The following is a 16,079-nucleotide window of genomic DNA, read 5'->3' on the forward strand; positions in this document are numbered from 1 at the left end:
GCCCCGGCCGCTGCTCGCGGCCCCTCCGACCGTGTGGCGTCGGATGCCGGGTGGTGTGGCCTGCGGGCCGGTCGTGGACACGGTGTCCGTCCGGCGTACCCGGTGCGTGCGCGGCCTGTTAGACACATGAGTGATTCCTGACGGAATGCCGAAAAGGCACTCAAAGGGCGGCGATTGAGGTCCTAACGTAGGCCTGAGTCACAAGAAACGGACGTTGATTGTGTCTGCTTCGCAGCTGCCGCAACTTTCGCGGCCTTGTCGGCGAGCGGAGCGGACGAGACCGAAAAGGCACCTCGCCCTTCTTCCTCCGAAAAGTTGAAGCGGCGACCTTCACAGCGGATTCCGGGCGCATCCAAGATTCCCCACTCAGCGGTGAAGCGGACCACCATCCGCCACCGGGAGAAGGAGCTTCCGATGAGTGCGAATGAGAATACCGGTCGGATCAACACAGACCGTCGGCGACTGCTCGGCCTCGCGGCCGGTGGTGCCGTCGCCGCCCAACTCGGCTTTCCCCTCAGGGCGCAGGGAGCAACGGCGGGCGAGCCGACAGCCCTCTCCGCAGCGGAGGCAGTCGGCTCAGTGGGCCCCGTGCAGCCCATCGATGGTGTCCGCCCCTTCCGCATCGAGGTCCCGCAGAAGGAGATCACCGCGCTTCGACGCCGCCTGCGGGACACGCGCTGGCCGGAAGAAGAGACCGTCGACGACCGTACCCAGGGCGTCCAGCTGGCGAAGCTCCGCCCTCTGGTCGAGTACTGGGGCTCCGACTACGACTGGCGCAAGGTCGAAGCCAAGCTCAACGCACTGCCGCAGTTCATCACCGAACTCGACGGTCTGAAAATCCAGTTCGCCCACATCCGCTCTCCGCATGCCGACGCCCTGCCGATGCTCATGACACACGGCTGGCCCGGCTCGATCATCGAGATGCTGAAGGTGATCGGACCGCTCACCAACCCCACGGCTCACGGCGGACGGGCCAGGGACGCCTTTCATCTCGTCCTTCCGACACTGCCGGGATACGGCTTCTCGGCCAAGCCGACAGCGACCGGCTGGAATCCCGTACGGACGGCACGGGCATTCCACGCGCTCATGCAGCGGCTCGGTTACCGGAAGTACGTCTCCCAGGGCGGCGACTGGGGTGCGGCCATTTCGCACCAGCTCGGGATACAACACCCCCACGGCCTTCTCGGCATTCACGTCAACATGCCCGGAACCGTGCCACCGGCCGTCATCAGGCACCTGCGCAACTTCGACCCCGCACCCGAAAGGCTTTCGGAGCGCGAGAAGGCCGCGTACGACCGGCTGTTGCACTTTTACCGCGACGGCTACGGATACGCGGCGATGATGAACCAGAGCCCGCAGACGATCGGCTACTCACTTGCCGATTCCCCTGTCGGAATGGCGGCGTTCAACTACGACAAGTTCGCGGAATGGACCGACAGCGGCGGCGAGCCCGAGAAGGTTCTCACCTACGACGAGATGCTCGATGCCATCTCCCTGTACTGGCTGACCAATACCGGGGCATCGTCATCCCGGCTCTACTGGGAATCCGCGCGCGGTGGCGGTGGCCCCTTCGACGCCGTCGACATTCCGGCCGTCCCCGTGGCGGTCACGGTGTTCCCTGCCGAAATCTACCCCGCGCCTCGGAGCTGGGGAGAGCGGGCCTACGGCAACCTCATCTACTGGAACGAGGTCGACAAGGGCGGCCACTTCGCCGCATGGGAGCAGCCGCGTCTGTTCTCACAGGAGATCCGCGCGGCCTTCAGGCCACTGCGCTGAGGAACATACGCTCCCTGCGTGCGGAACCGCCGGCGAGCCAGGAGTACTGGGTCGATGAGTACGGCGAAGCAGGGGATGAACGTGCCGGAACATGACTTCATCGTGGTCGGCGCGGGTATCGCCGGCTGCGTGCTGACGGCCAGGCTGTCCGAGGACGAGAGCGCGCGCCCGCTCTCCGTCGTGGGCCCCGACCTTCGCGTCCACGGGATCGAGGGGTTGCGGGTTGCGGGTCGCGGGTCGCGGAACCCTGAACTGTGAACTGTGAGCCCTGAAGGCACAGCCCGGAAAGGAAGCCGACATGAGTGTGCTCTCCACCAGACTCACCGAGAGGTTCGCCGTCCCGTACCCGTTCGTCTGCGCCGGGATGGCCTTCGCGGGCGGTACGTCCGAGCTGGCGGTGGCCGTCTCCAACGCCGGCGGCATCGGCGCGGTGGGGGCAGGGCTCATGCCCCCGGACACGCTCCGGCAGGTGATCCATGAGATACGGAAGGGCGTGGGCGGCGCTCCGTTCCACATCAACCTCATCACGTACTTCGACAACACCGAGCATGTGCGTGTCTGCACGGAGGAGCGGGTGCCGATCGTCTCCTTCCACTGGGGCCACCCGTCGGCCGGCCAGCTCGAGCAGCTGCGCGAGGCGGGGGTGTCGGTGTGGGAGCAGGTCGGCTCGGCCGACGCGGCCAGGCGGGCGGTCGATGATGGCGTGGAGGTCGTCGTCGCCCAGGGCTGGGAGGCCGGAGGGCACAATTACGGCGGGCTCCCCACCATGGTCGGCGTGCCCGCGGTCGTGGACGCCGTGGCGGACCGCGCGCTCGTCCTCGCGGCGGGCGGGATCACCGACGGACGCCAGGTCGCCGCGGCTCTGTGCCTGGGCGCCGACGGGGTGTGGGTGGGTACGCGTCTGGTCGCCTCGCGCGAGGCGCAGGTCCATCCCGAACACCACCGCCGACTGATCGCCGCACAGGGCGAGGGCACGGTACGCAGCGGGATCTTCGGCCCCGAGTGGCCGGAGTTCAATCCGATGCGGGTACAGCGCGACCGCGTGGTGGACGAGTGGAACGACCGGCTGGATCAGGTGCCGACCGCCCGTGACAACCTCGAACAGGTCGGCACCACGCTCTTCCAGGGGGAGGAGACCGTGCTGCGCAAGTTCAACGTGCTGCCGCCCGTGCCCGGGACCGAGGCCGACTGGGAGGAGATGCCGTGGCTGATGGGACAGGGCGTCGGCCTCGTCCACGACATCAAGCCCGCCGGAGACATCGTCCGGGAGGTGATGGGCGAAGCCGAGCGCGTCCTGACGACCCGAAGGCAACCCTGAGAGGCCGGCAGAAGGCCTCCCGGTTGGTCAGGTGTGGTCGAGGGCCCATGCCAGGGCGTGGTCGGCGATCTCCTCCCAACCGTTCTGGGCGGGCATCAGATGGGACCGTCCCGGATACTCGACGATCTCGGTGACGGTGTTCGACTTGTAGTGCTTGGCGTTGGACTGCTGGATCTTCGGCGGCATCAGATGGTCGTGCTCGCCCGAGATGAACAGCAGTGGAGCCCGGTCGTCGTTGCGGTAGTTCACGTACGAATCGGCATGACCCGGGTGGATGTTGGCGAGCGCGCTGCCCCAGAACACATGGCCGGACGCGGGGATGTGATAGCGCTCGTACAGGGCCCGGGACTCGTCCTCGGGGAAGGTGTTGGTGAAGGCGTAGCGCCACTGGTCGTAGGTGAGTCCGACGGCCTTGTGCCGGTTTGCCGGGTTCTTCAGGACCGGGAATGTGGCCTTCAGCTGCGACAGCGGAACCGTCACCACCCCTTCGGTGGGTGCGGAGTTGATGGCCACTCCGGCGCTGCCGTATCCGTGGTCGAGCAGGATCTGGGTGAACACTCCGCCGGCGGAATGGCCCATGATGATCGGCCGCGTACCGAGGCCGTCGATCAGCTTCTCCAGTGACGCGATGATGGAGGGGACGGTGAGTTCCTCGATCGGGGTGGGGTCGGCGTTGAGTGCCTCCACCTCTCCCTCGAAACCGGGGTAGGCCGGGGCGAGCACCCTGAAACCCTGGGCCTGGTAGTGAGTGATCCACTGTTCCCAGCTGCGGGGTGTCACCCAGAAGCCGTGGACGAGGACGATCGTGTCCGGTTTCATGAGTCTTCGCTCCTTCAACGGGTTGCGGTGTAGGCCGACTTGATGATCTTCGCGGCGGCTTCCGGGTGGGAGATCATGACCACGTGCGAGGACCGGATCTCGGTCACCTTGCTGCCTGCGCGCTTGGCCATGAACCGCTGGGCGGCGGGCGGGATGACCCTGTCCTCGGTCGGGATCAGATACCAGGACGGGATCGTCTTCCAGGCGGGAGCACCGCTGGCGCCGCTCAGGCCCTGAACGCTGCCGGGGCGCTGGGTGACCGCCATGAGACGGGCCTGGGAGGCGGGCAGGTCGGGAGCGAACACGGCCCGGAACTTCGCGGGATCGATGTAGCCGTCGGTGCCCGGATCGCCGCCGGGCACCGGGTACGGCCGGGTGATCAGGGCGCTGCCCAGCTCACTGCCGGGGAACTGGTCCGCCAGCTGCAGCGCGCTCTCACTCTTGTCCGGCGCGAACGCTCCCATGTACACCAATGCCTTGACGCCGGCGTGCCCGCGGGCGGCGTTGGTGATGACGAATCCGCCGTAGGAGTGGGCCGCCAGGATGACCGGGCCGTCAATGGTGTCAAGGACGCTGGAGATGTACGCGGCGTCGTCCGCGGCATCCCGCAGCGGGTTGGCGGGCGCGATGACCGGGAAGCCCGCCTTCTGCAGCAGAGCGATCGTGTCGTTGAAGCCGGAGGCGTCGGCGAACGCCCCGTGCACAAGGACGACGGTCGGCTTCGGCCCCTTCTCCTCGGCCTGCACGGCTCCAACGGCTCCATGGGAGGTCGCCTGGGCGGAGACCGCGCCGGCGACGATGAGAACGGCGGCGGCCAGTGCCGTCAACAGACGGCGCGGTGCTGGAACACGCATGACTAACCCTTTCGGACAGGAGGGTCGGACGGTGCGGATGTACCGGCGGGCAGTGCGGATGTACCGGCGGGCGGCGCGGATCAGGAGGCGAGGAACGCCAGCAGGTCGGCGTTGAACTCGCTCTTGTGCGCGCCCACGAGACCGTGCGGGGCACCCGGATACACCTTCAGCGTCGCGTCCTTGACGAGCTTGGCCGACTCCAGTCCTGCGGCCACGATCGGGACGATCTGGTCGTCGTCGCCGTGGGCGATGAAGGTGGGGATGTCGAAGCGCCCCAGGTCCTCGGTGAAGTCGGTCTCGGAGAACGCGCGGATGCAGTCGAGGGCGCCCTTGAGCCCGACCTGCATGCTCTGCAGCCAGAACGCGTCCGACACACCCTGCGAGACCTTCGCACCGGGCCGGTTGAATCCGTAGAAGGGCAGGCTCAGCTCCCTGTAGAACTGTGACCGGTCCTCCGACACGCCCGCACGCATGGCGTCGAACGTCTCGATCGGCAGGCCCTGCGGGTTGGTGCCGGTCTTGAGCATGAGGGGCGGGACCGCGCCAAGGAGGACGGTCTTGGCGATCCGGGACGTACCGTGCCTGCCGATGTAGCGGGTCACTTCACCGCCGCCCGTCGAGTGGCCCACCAACACGACCTCGCGCAGGTCGAGAGTCTCGATCAGCTGGGCGAGGTCGTCGGCGTACGTGTCCATGTCGTTGCCGTTCCACGGCTGACCGGAGCGGCCGTGGCCGCGCCGGTCGTGCGCGATCGCACGGTAGCCGTGCGAGGCGACCAGGTGCAGTTGGTCGTCCCAGGCGTCGGCGTTCAACGGCCAGCCGTGGCTGAACACCACCGGCTGCCCGCTGCCCCAGTCCTTGTAGAAGATCCCTGTGCCGTCGTGCGTCGTGATGAAGTTGCCCATGAGAGCGCACCCTTCAGCAGTCGGTGTCGGCCGCGGTGGCCGACTCAGGTGAGGCAGATCGTGGCAGTACCTCGGTCGAGGTTCTTTACCGTGCCCGCCGAGAACTGTTCCCTGCGCGCCAAGGCACCGTCCGTACCGGTGACTGCTGTGGCGCGAGGTGAAGTACCGGTTCCGGGTGGCCCAGCGAGACATGGGCCTGCCTGTCCAACCCGCCTCCGGTGCTGAAGAATTCTGGCGACCGCACAGCAGCGGAAGGGCCGCTGCCGCGCCCTGGGGGGACCATGCTGGTCTTGGACACGGAGGACTTACCTGCCACCGACCGGATCGAGGCCTTCGAGGCCGCGGCCGTCGGAGAGAGCGGCAGCAGGACAGTGGAAGTCTGGGACTTCGGTCCGCTGACCCTGTTCGCCACACGCGGCTCCGGCATGCACGTCTGGCGCACCCCGCGGCACGCCCGATTCGACTCGGTGGACACCGTGTCGGTCATCACCCAGAGCGAGGGGACGGGGATCTTCACCTGGAACGGCCATGAGCAGCACGTGGGGCCGGACACCCTGGCTCTGGCACACAGGACCGCAGGCCACGAATACGCGTGGTCCGGGGCCGGACTGTCCGTCGCGTTCATGGTGGACACCGAGCGTCTGGGCCTGCCCGAACACCAGATCCGGGCCGCGACACCGCTCCCGCAGCGCAGCAATGTCGTGCCGTTGCTACTGCATCACATACGAGGTCTGTATGACCGCGCCGACCAGCTCAGCGTCGGCCCCGGAGCCGAGGCGCTCGCCTCCGCCACCCTGGAGCTCACCCGCGCCCTGATCGTCTCGGTGGCCGCCGACGACGCCACCCAGCGGTCGGTCTCGGAGGACACGCTCCTGACTCGCGTCCTCGCCTACATCCGCGCGCATCTGAGAGACCCCGGACTCACCCCCCACCGCATCGCAGCGGCCCACAACATATCCGAACGAACCCTCTACCGGCTGTGTGAGCAAGGCGGCCTCGGCCTGGAGAAATGGATCATCCGACGGCGTCTGGAAGGCACCCGCCGCGATCTGGGCACGCCCGAGCACGCCCACCGCACGATCGAGGCCATCGCCCGGTCCTGGGGCTTCACCAACCCCGCCTACTTCTCCCGCCGGTTCCACCAGACCTACGGCGCCACACCCCGCCAATGGCGCCGCCTCCACCACCCGGCAGGCTCCCCTCCCCCCGACGAGCCTCTTCGAACACCCCGGCGTTGACCGCCGACAGCGGACTGGAGACCACCGCGCTGCCACTGGCGGTCAAGATGCTCGTTGCCAGTGCGGGCGGCCCGATACGTTTCTGCAGTGAATCTCTTGACCTGACTGGCCGGATCGGCCGCCGTGCGCCACCTTTCGCAGCCCGCGGCCCGCTATGCCTGCAGGCATGATCAAGAACGTCGTGCGCGGCCTCGCCGCGCTCTCCCTGTCCCTCGTCCCTCTCCTCACCCCCGCACCCGCCCCCGCGCAGACCACCGAGGTCACCACGCTGGCCGACGCCCTGCACCGGCTCCCGGTCGCCGGTGAGCGGCACGAGGGCTACACCCGTAGCCGTTTCAAGCACTGGAATGCCGGCCTCGACAAGAGCGACGGCTGCGACACCCGCGCCGAAGTCCTCATCGCCGAGGCCGAAGAGGCCCCCGAGGTCGGCAAGAACTGCACGCTCAGCGACGGCGAGTGGGTCTCGTACTACGACAACCAGGAAGTCGACGACCCGGACAAGCTGGCCGTCAACCACACGGTGCCGCTCGCGGAAGCCTGGGCTTCGGGTGCCTCCGGCTGGAGCGCGGAGCGCCGTGAGGACTACGCCAACGACCAGGCCGCGCCCGCCGGTCTGGTAGCCGTCACCGAACGCAGCAACCGCTCCAGGGCAGGCCAGGACCCCTCCGGGTGGATGCCGCCGCTGCCCTCCGCGCACTGCCGCTACCTCTCCGACTGGGTGTCCACCAAAATGCGCTGGGACCTGGCATCGAACCCGGCCGAGCTCGACGCCCTCGCGGTGTTCGCGGACGGCGAGTGCAAGAACACCTCCGTCCTCTACACGGCCGTCCCCCACTGACCTGACCTACGGGTGGGCGACCGTACCCGCCTATCCGAAAACGTCAGAGCTCCGCCGGTAGATCGCGTCCGTGTGGCCGCGTACGTCGCGGTAGACGCTCTCCAGGCGACGGTGCCGTAGAGCAGGAAGACGATGCGGCAGTCGGAGCGCAGCACGCGTCGAGATCGCCCTCGTCCTTGATGCTGGCGACGACCGGGTACTCCTCCAGGAGCGACGGGAGCGACGGGAGCGGCGTGGTGGTCAAAGTGGACTCCCGGAGTGCGGCGCGGCGACAAGCTCCCTCAGGGTACGGGCGTGACCTGGGCCTGCGACGCGAGCCCCGGCCGCCTGCCGACCGCGCCACGCGCACCGAACCCACATCCGAAACAATTGTCGCCCCCGACACCGGTTCCCACCTGAACGGCAATTCACCGTCGGCTCCAAGAAGCCCGGCCACGTGGTTCCAGTCAGCCTGTCCCGCGAGGCTCGAACCGCCAGGTCACCGCCCCCTCACGGTCCCAACTAGCGTGTCCCGGCGCAGGTGTGCGGATGTCAGTGTCGTCCGGTGTGGCGGGCCTGCGTGGCGGCGGCTTGGGGGCCGTCGGTGAACGGAGCTCCGTGGCCGGGCAGGAGCAGTGCCATGGGCAGTTCGGCGAGCCGGTCGAGGGAGGCGAGTGCGGTGGCGCTGTCGTGGGTGAAGCTGCGGGAGACGAGGGAGGGGCCGGTGTGGCCGGTCATGTCCTCGCGGGTGACCAGGGCGTCGCCGGTGAACAGCGCTCCGAGCGTGGGGAAGTGGTAGGCGACGGTGCCCTGGGTGTGTCCGGGCAGCTCGATGGCCTGGGGCCGGCCGGGAAGTTCGTCGAGGCGGTGGTCGCCGTGGAATGTGCGCACGCCGTGCACCGGTTTCCCGCTGAAGCCTCCCATCCGGGCCAGGTGCAGTGGGCCGCTGATCGCGGCGGGCCGGCGCAGCAGGTACGGCAGCATGGAGCGTTCCGGTTTGGCGTGGCGCATGGAGCTGCGCGGTCCGTCGGCGAGGATCGCCGCGTCCGCCTCGTGGATCCAGATGTCGGCGCCCGCCTGCTGCGTGGCTGTGACCAGGCCGGTGTGGTCGAGGTGGCCGTGGGTGAGCAGCACCGCGCGGATGTCGGACATGGACCTGCCGGAGCGCGTCAGATGCTCCTGCAGTTGTCCCAGGTGGCCCGGGAGCCCGGCGTCGATCAGGACCAGGCCGTCGGGATGGTCGACCAGATAGAAGTTCACCGTGTCGTCGCCGAGGCGCCCGACCGAAGGTGCGACCTGCTGGGCCGGAGCGAGCTGCGTGCGACGCGACATGATGCCCTCACTGCTGCGGAGTGAAATTTGGCTACAGTGAACTGTATCTAATTTGTGGGGGACGCGTTTCATGCCATCGACACCCGGCCGCAAGCCGTACGACTCGCAGCGACGCGCCGCCGCCGCGCGCCGCACCCGCGCGGCAGTGGTGGGCGCGTTCGGCGAAATGCTGACCGCCGACGGCTATAAGGCCACTACCATCCGGGCGGTCGCCGACCGCGCCGGCGTGTCCGCCGAAACCGTCTACAAGACGTTCGGCAGCAAACAAGGACTTATCAAGGCGCTGTGGGACATCACCTTGGCGGGCGATGACGAGCCGGTGGCGATGATCGACCGAGAGCAGGCCCGCCAGGTGCTCGCCGCCGACGAGCCCGCGGCGAAGATGTGGCTGTACGCCGGGTGTGTCCGGGCCATCCATGAACGGGTGACGCCCCTGGCCACCCTGCTGGCTCAGACCGGCCCGGAGGGGGCTGCCGTGCTTGCGGCCGGCGAGCAGGAGCGGCGGATCTCGGTCCGAACCTTCATCGACCACCTCGCCGACCGCGGTGCGCTGCGGGCCGGCACAGACCCGGCGCATGTCACCGACGCCTGCTGGGCCCTCACCGGGACACCGCTGTTCACCAAGCTCACCGCCGAGGCCGGGTGGGACGGCGCCACCTACCAGCAGTGGCTTTCCGACATGCTCACCGCCACCCTGCTGTGAACCGGCCGACCGGCGCCGGGCCCGCCAGGTGGTGAGTACGGGTTCGATCAGCTCCCGGCGTTCATCGGACAGGTCGCCGGGATGCCCGTTGTGCGCGCGGCTGGAGCTGGCCAGAGCGTGTCTCTTTGGTGCATGAAGCGGGCCGCTTGAGGGGTGGTTGTGTACGGCACGCAGAGGCTAGGGTCGCGGTAAGCGATCGCTTAGCCGCTCGGGTGCAGTATGGCCAGCGGCCGGGGAGAGAGGCAAGGGAGTCTGATGCCGGTCATCGATGCGTGGATGCAGCATCCCACGCTCCGTCACTCCAACCACGAGATGTTCGAGTCGCTGCGCCGGTGGACCGGACGGGGACTGCTGGAGGAGCCGTTGCCGGTCAAGGCGACGTTGGCCGCCATGGGCGCGGCTGATGTCGAGATCGGTCTTTCGGCGGCCTGGTACGGGCCCCAGGGGCCGCTGATCAGCAACGACGAGGTGGCCGAATTCGTCGCACAGTCCGAGGGGCGGCTGCGCGGGGTGGCCGGCGCAGACCTCACCCGGCCCGTCCAGGCCGTGCGAGAACTGCGCCGTGCCGTCGAGGAACTCGGCTTCGTGGCCCTGCGGATCGTGCCCTGGCTCTGGGAACTTCCGCCCACCGACCGGTTGTACTACCCGCTGTACGCCGCCTGCGTCGACCTCGGCATCCCCTTCTGCACCCAGGTCGGGCACACCGGCCCGCTACGTCCGTCAGAAACCGGCCGCCCCATCCCCTACATCGACCAGGTCGCGCTCGACTTCCCCGAACTGACCATCGTGTGTGGGCACATCGGATATCCGTGGACCACGGAGATGATCGCGGTGGCCGACAAACACGCCAATGTGTACATCGACACCAGCGCCTACACCGCCCGCCGTTACCCGCGTGAGCTGGTCGATCACCTGCGCGGCCGGGGCCGCAGGAAGGTGCTGTTCGGCACCAACTACCCCATGATCACCCCCGGCCAGGCGCTGGAGCACCTCAGTGAACTCGGCCTGGACGAGGAGACCACCGACCTGTTCCTGTTCGGCAACGCCCGACGGATCTTCAGCCTCTGACCTCACCGGGTGACCGCCGGGCCCATATGAGAATCGCTGCGAGGTGGAGTGCGGCCTGACAGCGGCCTGACAGGCGAGAGCGAGCTCGTCGGTCCGCATGGCCAGGCCGCGTCACTGCTTGGACCGCTCGACGAGTGAGCAGCGAACAGGTCGGCGCCACGCTCACCCGACTCACGTCCGAAACTGTGCGAGCCGTGGTGTCCTGATCCATCAAGCAGGGCAGGCGCCTGTCCGAACAGTTCGACCACAGCCCGTGCCGCTTTGCGCCGTTCCCTCGATAATGACCTCAGGTTCGAACATCTCAGCAACGCCCGGAAAGTCAGCAACAGGTCAGCATCAGCCCCGCCGGCTCCTGCCCCCGACCGCTGAGAGCCGCCAAGATCGAGAAGTGGACACATCTGGCTTGACCTGGAAAGACACAGGCCAGAGGCTTAATTGCTCATCTCACCAGGAGGTACCCATGAAGATGCTGATCAACGTCGCGGAGACCGTCGTGGCGGACGCGCTGCGAGGCATGGCGGCCGCGCATCCCGACCTGACGATCGACGTGGAGAACCGCGTGATCGTACGCAGGGACGCCCCGGTCGACGGGAAGGTGGCCCTCGTCTCCGGCGGAGGGTCCGGGCATGAGCCGCTGCACGGCGGGTTCGTGGGGCCGGGGATGTTGTCGGCCGCCTGTCCCGGTGAGGTGTTCACCTCGCCCGTGCCGGACCAGATGGTGCGGGCCGCTGCCGCCGTGGACAGTGGGGCGGGGGTGCTGTTCGTCGTGAAGAACTACACGGGGGACGTCCTCAACTTCGACATGGCCGCCGAGCTCGCCGAGGACGAGGGCATTCAGGTCGCCAAGGTGCTGGTCAATGACGACGTGGCCGTCACCGACAGTCTGTACACGGCCGGGCGGCGCGGCACCGGGGCGACTCTCTACGTCGAGAAGATCGCGGGCGCGGCTGCCGAAGAGGGCATGCCGCTCGAGCGGGTCGAGGCGATCGCGCGGCAGGTGAACGAGAACGCGCGGAGTTTCGGGGTCGCCCTGAGCGCTTGTTCCACGCCGGCCAAGGGCAGCCCCACCTTTGATCTGCCCACCGGCGAGCTGGAGCTCGGCGTCGGCATCCATGGCGAGCCCGGGCGTGAGCGGCGTCCGATGATGACGTCCAGCGAGATCGCGGAGTACGCGGTGGACGCCGTACTCCAGGATCTCAGTCCTCATAATCCTGTGCTCGTGCTCGTCAACGGCATGGGGGCCACTCCCCTGCTTGAGCTGTACGGCTTCAATGCCGAGGTCCAGCGCGTCCTCGCCGAGCGCGGCGTCGTCGTGGCGCACACGCTGGTCGGCAACTACGTGACCTCGCTGGACATGGCCGGGGCCTCCGTCACCCTGTGTCAGGTCGACGAGGAGCTGCTGCGCCTCTGGAACGCTCCGGTGCGTACGGCCGGGCTTCGCTGGGGTAGTTGATCTCCCGGCGGTCATCACGTACGAGTCATCACGTACGAGTCGTCGTCACATGCGACATGCGAGTCGTCACATGCGAGCCATCACGTGCGGCTCGTGGCATTCGTACCCAACTGTTCTATCGCGCAAGGAGTTTCCGTGCTCGACTCCGCATTCTTCCGCCGGTGGCTGGCCTCGGCCGCCGCACTCGTCGACCAGGAGGCGTCCCGGCTCACCGAGCTGGACTCGCCGATCGGCGACGCCGACCACGGCAGCAACCTGCAGCGTGGGTTCACCGCCGTGGCGGCCACTCTGGAGAAGGAGGCGCCCGCCACGCCCGGGGCCGTACTGACTCTGGCCGGGCGGCAGTTGATCTCGACCGTGGGGGGCGCCTCGGGGCCGCTCTACGGGACGTTGCTCCGGCGTACCGGCAAGGCTCTCGGTGACGCCGCCGAGGTCAGCGAGCAGGAGTTCGCCGACGCGCTGCGCGCAGGCGTCGACGCGGTCAGCGCCCTCGGTGGCGCCGCCCCCGGCGACAAGACCATGCTGGACGCCCTCGTCCCCGCGGTCGACGCGCTCGCGGAGTCCTTCGGCGCGGCGCGCGACGCCGCCAACGAAGGCGCACTCGCCACGACGCCCCTGCAGGCACGCAAGGGGCGGGCCAGTTATCTGGGCGAGCGCAGCATCGGGCACCAGGACCCCGGGGCGACCTCATCCGCGCTCCTCTTCGACGCGCTCGCACAGACCGCGGAGGCCGGCCATGAGTGACGACAAGCTGGTCGGCATCGTCCTGGTCTCGCACAGCGGACCCGTCGCCGAATCCGTCGCCGCACTGGCCACGGGCCTTGCGGGCGGTGGGGCGACCGCACCCGTGGCCCCGGCGGGCGGCACCGAGGACGGTGGCCTCGGCACCAGCTCGGAGCTCATCGCCCAGGCCGCCGCGAAGGTGGACCGCGGCGCGGGCATCGCGATCCTCACCGACCTCGGCAGCGCGGTCCTCACCGTGAAGACGCTGCTCGCCGATGGCGACGAGCTCCCGGACGGTGCCCGCCTGGTGGACGCACCGTTCGTGGAGGGCGCGGTAGCGGCGATGGTGGCCGCTTCGGCGGGCGCCGACGTCGACGCGGTGGAGGCCGCGGCCTCGGAGGCGTACTCCTACCGGAAGGTGTGAAGCCCCTCAGCGGGCCCGCCGGTCAGTTCTGACGGAGGAACTGCCGGGCCAGCGCGTCACCCTGGGTGACCGCGGCCCGGTGGTCTTCGACCGGAGATGCCTTGGGCCCGTCGAAGACGATGTACGTGACGCCCGCATCGGTGCCGCCCGATCTGGGGTCGGGGTTGATGCCCAGCGACTTCGCCGCCGCGTACGACGCCTCGCCGATGAGGTCGGTGGGGCCCGTGTCGCCGACGACGGCGTACAGAACCTTGCCCTCGTGGATCACGGCGGCCACCGAGCCGCCCGTGATGCCGTGCTCCGTGTGGCTCCAGTGGCGGCTCACGCCCGGCACGACGATGTACGGCAGGTGCTCCGCGCTCAGCTGACGGCCGTTGGATTCCTGGAACGCCGTGGCGTTCTGGAACATCGGGTCCGTACGCCGGTTGCAGGCCCTGCTCGGCCTGCCGTCGCAGTCGATGTCCATGTCGGCCTTCCAGAACACCGCGCCCCGCTTGCCGCAGACGGGGATGCTCTCGGCGGCGCCGTCGTCCGTTCGGTACTTGCCGCGCGAGACCTGTCTACAGGATCCGGCCTTCGCGAGGAGTGCGGCTGCGGGCACGGACCCTTCCCGGAAAGCTGAACTCCCGTTGGTGCCCACCGACTTGTGGTTCGGTTCGCTCTGCTGCGGATCTGCCGCCGCGGGCATGGGTGCGGGGACGAGGAGGGCGGCTCCTGCAGCGAGGGCGAGCGCCGCATTTCTGGTACGCACGAGAAAGGGCCTTTCCTGGGAGGGAACTGACGGCTGGTCGGACGAGGAGCCGCCGACAGCCGGAAGCACCTGACCAGACACCCCAACCTGTCCCGGGTCGTACACCTCGGCCACTGCTGGGGGCCCGTACGGCGCACTCGCACCCTCTGACGCACACCCCCTTGATGTGCACCCGACACCTGTGTCAAATAGGTCCGGACCAATGCCGCCCGAATGGAAGGCACGACCGTGCGACGGACCCCCCACCTGGCTGCCCTCCTGACCCTCACCGCCTGCATGCTCACCGCCTGCGCCTGGGGCGGCGACCAGGAGGCGAAGGATGTGCAGCCCCCGGCCGCTCCCCGAGGCGTCACCGTCCAGGCGGGCAGTGCCACCACCGCCCACGTCATGTGGAACCAGGCCACGGACAACACAGCGGTCACCGGCTACGACGTGTACCGGGGCGCCACCAGGGTCAAGCGCGTGCCGAGCGGCAAGCACATGGTGGACGTCGTCGGCCTGAAGCCGTCCACGGCCTACACCTTCACCGTCCGCGCCCGTGACGCCGAGGGCAACGTCGGCCCGGCCAGCAAGAAGCTGACCGTGACCACACCCGCCGCGGCAGCCGCCGACCGTGAGCCGCCCTCGCGGCCCGGCTCTCCCCGGGGCACGGCCGAGGGGAGCCGGGCGGTGAAGCTGTCCTGGGGCGCTTCGACGGACGACCAGGGCGTCGCCTCGTACGAGATCTATCAGGGCACGTCGAAGATCCACAGTGTGGGCGGCGGCGAGCGCGCGACCCTCGTCACGGGGCTGCGTCCCGGCACGGCCTACCGCTTCACCGTCAAGGCGCTCGACGCGGCCGACAACGCCTCGCCCGCTAGCCGCGCCGTCCGTCTGACCACCGCGGCGGGTCAGGACGACGGGCGGGCGACAGCGCCGGCGGACTTCCGCGCGAAGACCCGCCACGCCGACGGGGCGTACTACATCGACCTGACGTGGAAGCCGCCGCACACCGGTGGCGCGGTGGCGGAGTATCAGATCCACCTCGACGGCAGGACCGCCACCTCGCTGGTGTTCGGCGGTACAGCGCCCCGCCAGAAGGCCACGCACAGCTTCTACGTGGGCAAGAAGCGGGGTGACACGCACCGCGTGAAGCTCCGGGCCAAGCTTCCCGACGGCACGTGGGGCGGCTACTCCGCCGAACGGACGGTCACCACCGGCTGACCCGAGGCCCATGACGGCGGTTCAGCTGTCGGCCGTACGAAGGATTCCGTCACCTGCCCGGTGGCTGTCCGCATGCGGCCCCGGCGAACGGCACGTTGGCTCGTCGTCAGGTAGCACGGGCGCTCCCCGACCCTCGGCGGCGCATGGGATGTACCGCCTCCCGTGCCGCCGGAGGGCAGACTCATGCGTACCACTCAGATATTCGTCCGCTCCGGCCTGACCATCGCCGCCGCAGCCGCGCTTCCGCTGGCACTGACCGCTCCGTCGGCGTCCGCCGACGGAGGGATCACGGTGACCGCCAAGGGAACGACGGTCACGGTCATCACGTCGGCCTGCGCCGACGGGGGCAAGGCCGCGCTGATGAGCAACGGCCAGGCCAGTTTCGCCCAAGGAAGGCAAGTGGAACTGACGGGCGGCAGTGCCTCCTGGCAGAACGTCACCACCGGCACCCATACGGTGGCGGTGGTCTGCGACGACGGCACTGCGGCCGGTTCCCAGACGGTCACCGTCGGGACCACGCCGACCACCTCGTCCACGACGGCGCCCGCGCGCGGCGTCCAGGGCGGGCTCGGCGGCGGCAGCGAGGACCGGGGCACGCTCACCCTCGTCGCGGGCGGGGCCCTTGTGGCCCTGGCCGCCGGCGGTGGAGGCGCCTGGTATCTGCGTCGCCGCGGCGCGCAGCACCGGCTCTGATC

At 69.0% G+C, this 16,079-nt stretch carries 17 protein-coding genes; 12 read left to right on the forward strand and 5 right to left on the reverse strand.

Annotated features, from left to right (window positions below):
- Window positions 1-414: 414 nt before the first annotated feature.
- Genes ACFQ7F_RS40085 through ACFQ7F_RS40095 form a run of 3 tightly spaced genes read left to right on the forward strand, consistent with a single transcriptional unit; the run spans window position 415 to window position 3,094 of the window.
- On the forward strand, window positions 415-1,776 hold the full coding sequence (locus ACFQ7F_RS40085) for an epoxide hydrolase family protein (protein ID WP_383282441.1): 1,362 nt from the start codon (window positions 415-417) through the stop codon (window positions 1,774-1,776).
- A 54-nt stretch (window positions 1,777-1,830) separates the two neighbouring features.
- On the forward strand, window positions 1,831-2,034 hold the full coding sequence (locus ACFQ7F_RS40090; RefSeq protein ID WP_383282443.1) for a hypothetical protein: 204 nt from the start codon (window positions 1,831-1,833) through the stop codon (window positions 2,032-2,034).
- A 40-nt stretch (window positions 2,035-2,074) separates the two neighbouring features.
- A complete protein-coding gene (locus tag ACFQ7F_RS40095) occupies window positions 2,075-3,094 on the forward strand; it encodes an NAD(P)H-dependent flavin oxidoreductase (protein ID WP_383282446.1) in 1,020 nt (339 codons plus the stop codon).
- A 27-nt stretch (window positions 3,095-3,121) separates the two neighbouring features.
- Here the strand turns inward: ACFQ7F_RS40095 and ACFQ7F_RS40100 are convergent, their stop codons facing one another.
- The 3 genes from ACFQ7F_RS40100 to ACFQ7F_RS40110 all read right to left on the reverse strand — a co-directional run bounded on the left by ACFQ7F_RS40100 (window position 3,122) and on the right by ACFQ7F_RS40110 (window position 5,672).
- Window positions 3,122-3,913 (reverse strand): alpha/beta hydrolase, encoded by a 792-nt coding sequence (locus tag ACFQ7F_RS40100; RefSeq protein ID WP_383282449.1) that lies wholly within the window; start codon window positions 3,911-3,913, stop codon window positions 3,122-3,124.
- Between the two features lie 14 nt (window positions 3,914-3,927).
- Window positions 3,928-4,767 carry an alpha/beta fold hydrolase gene (locus ACFQ7F_RS40105; RefSeq protein WP_383282452.1) on the reverse strand — a complete coding sequence of 280 codons (840 nt, stop codon included), beginning with the start codon at window positions 4,765-4,767 and terminating at the stop codon, window positions 3,928-3,930.
- Window positions 4,768-4,847: 80 nt separating this feature from the next.
- On the reverse strand, window positions 4,848-5,672 hold the full coding sequence (locus ACFQ7F_RS40110) for an alpha/beta fold hydrolase (RefSeq protein ID WP_383282455.1): 825 nt from the start codon (window positions 5,670-5,672) through the stop codon (window positions 4,848-4,850).
- Window positions 5,673-5,953: 281 nt separating this feature from the next.
- Between ACFQ7F_RS40110 and ACFQ7F_RS40115 the strand changes: the two genes are divergently transcribed.
- Both ACFQ7F_RS40115 and ACFQ7F_RS40120 read left to right on the forward strand, forming a co-directional pair.
- Window positions 5,954-6,910: a helix-turn-helix domain-containing protein gene (locus tag ACFQ7F_RS40115; protein WP_383282458.1), complete on the forward strand. Its 957-nt coding sequence runs from the start codon at window positions 5,954-5,956 to the stop codon at window positions 6,908-6,910.
- 166 nt (window positions 6,911-7,076) lie between these two features.
- On the forward strand, window positions 7,077-7,748 hold the full coding sequence (locus ACFQ7F_RS40120; protein WP_383282461.1) for a DUF1524 domain-containing protein: 672 nt from the start codon (window positions 7,077-7,079) through the stop codon (window positions 7,746-7,748).
- A gap of 531 nt (window positions 7,749-8,279) precedes the next feature.
- Here ACFQ7F_RS40120 and ACFQ7F_RS40125 read toward each other — a convergent pair.
- Window positions 8,280-9,059 (reverse strand): MBL fold metallo-hydrolase, encoded by a 780-nt coding sequence (locus ACFQ7F_RS40125; protein WP_383282464.1) that lies wholly within the window; start codon window positions 9,057-9,059, stop codon window positions 8,280-8,282.
- A 70-nt stretch (window positions 9,060-9,129) separates the two neighbouring features.
- Here ACFQ7F_RS40125 and ACFQ7F_RS40130 point away from each other — a divergent pair, with 70 nt between their 5' ends.
- The 5 genes from ACFQ7F_RS40130 (at window position 9,130) to ACFQ7F_RS40150 (ending at window position 13,430) form a co-directional block, all read left to right on the forward strand.
- Window positions 9,130-9,762: a TetR/AcrR family transcriptional regulator gene (locus tag ACFQ7F_RS40130; protein WP_383282467.1), complete on the forward strand. Its 633-nt coding sequence runs from the start codon at window positions 9,130-9,132 to the stop codon at window positions 9,760-9,762.
- Window positions 9,763-10,017: 255 nt separating this feature from the next.
- On the forward strand, window positions 10,018-10,830 hold the full coding sequence (locus tag ACFQ7F_RS40135) for an amidohydrolase family protein (RefSeq protein WP_383282470.1): 813 nt from the start codon (window positions 10,018-10,020) through the stop codon (window positions 10,828-10,830).
- 460 nt (window positions 10,831-11,290) lie between these two features.
- Window positions 11,291-12,283 (forward strand): dihydroxyacetone kinase subunit DhaK, encoded by a 993-nt coding sequence (gene dhaK / locus ACFQ7F_RS40140; protein WP_383282473.1) that lies wholly within the window; start codon window positions 11,291-11,293, stop codon window positions 12,281-12,283.
- A gap of 135 nt (window positions 12,284-12,418) precedes the next feature.
- Complete coding sequence (gene dhaL, locus ACFQ7F_RS40145) at window positions 12,419-13,027, forward strand: dihydroxyacetone kinase subunit DhaL (protein WP_383282476.1); 609 nt, start codon at window positions 12,419-12,421, stop codon at window positions 13,025-13,027.
- Window positions 13,020-13,430: a PTS-dependent dihydroxyacetone kinase phosphotransferase subunit DhaM gene (locus ACFQ7F_RS40150; RefSeq protein ID WP_383282479.1), complete on the forward strand. Its 411-nt coding sequence runs from the start codon at window positions 13,020-13,022 to the stop codon at window positions 13,428-13,430. The genes dhaL and ACFQ7F_RS40150 overlap by 8 nt, the downstream gene beginning before the upstream one ends.
- 22 nt (window positions 13,431-13,452) lie before the next feature.
- On the opposite strand, the gene ACFQ7F_RS40155 is transcribed toward ACFQ7F_RS40150, so the two are convergent.
- The gene (locus tag ACFQ7F_RS40155; RefSeq protein WP_383282482.1) at window positions 13,453-14,181 is read right to left on the reverse strand and encodes a glycoside hydrolase family 75 protein; all 729 of its coding nucleotides are present in this window, start codon (window positions 14,179-14,181) and stop codon (window positions 13,453-13,455) included.
- A 213-nt stretch (window positions 14,182-14,394) separates the two neighbouring features.
- On the opposite strand from ACFQ7F_RS40155, the gene ACFQ7F_RS40160 reads away from it, so the two are divergent.
- Both ACFQ7F_RS40160 and ACFQ7F_RS40165 read left to right on the forward strand, forming a co-directional pair.
- Complete coding sequence (locus ACFQ7F_RS40160) at window positions 14,395-15,384, forward strand: fibronectin type III domain-containing protein (RefSeq protein WP_383282485.1); 990 nt, start codon at window positions 14,395-14,397, stop codon at window positions 15,382-15,384.
- Window positions 15,385-15,567: 183 nt separating this feature from the next.
- The gene (locus ACFQ7F_RS40165) at window positions 15,568-16,077 is read left to right on the forward strand and encodes a hypothetical protein (protein WP_383282488.1); all 510 of its coding nucleotides are present in this window, start codon (window positions 15,568-15,570) and stop codon (window positions 16,075-16,077) included.
- Window positions 16,078-16,079 lie beyond the last annotated feature (2 nt).

Origin of the sequence: Streptomyces sp. NPDC056486 (assembly GCF_042795295.1) — a bacterium.
Lineage (GTDB): Bacteria > Actinomycetota > Actinomycetes > Streptomycetales > Streptomycetaceae > Streptomyces.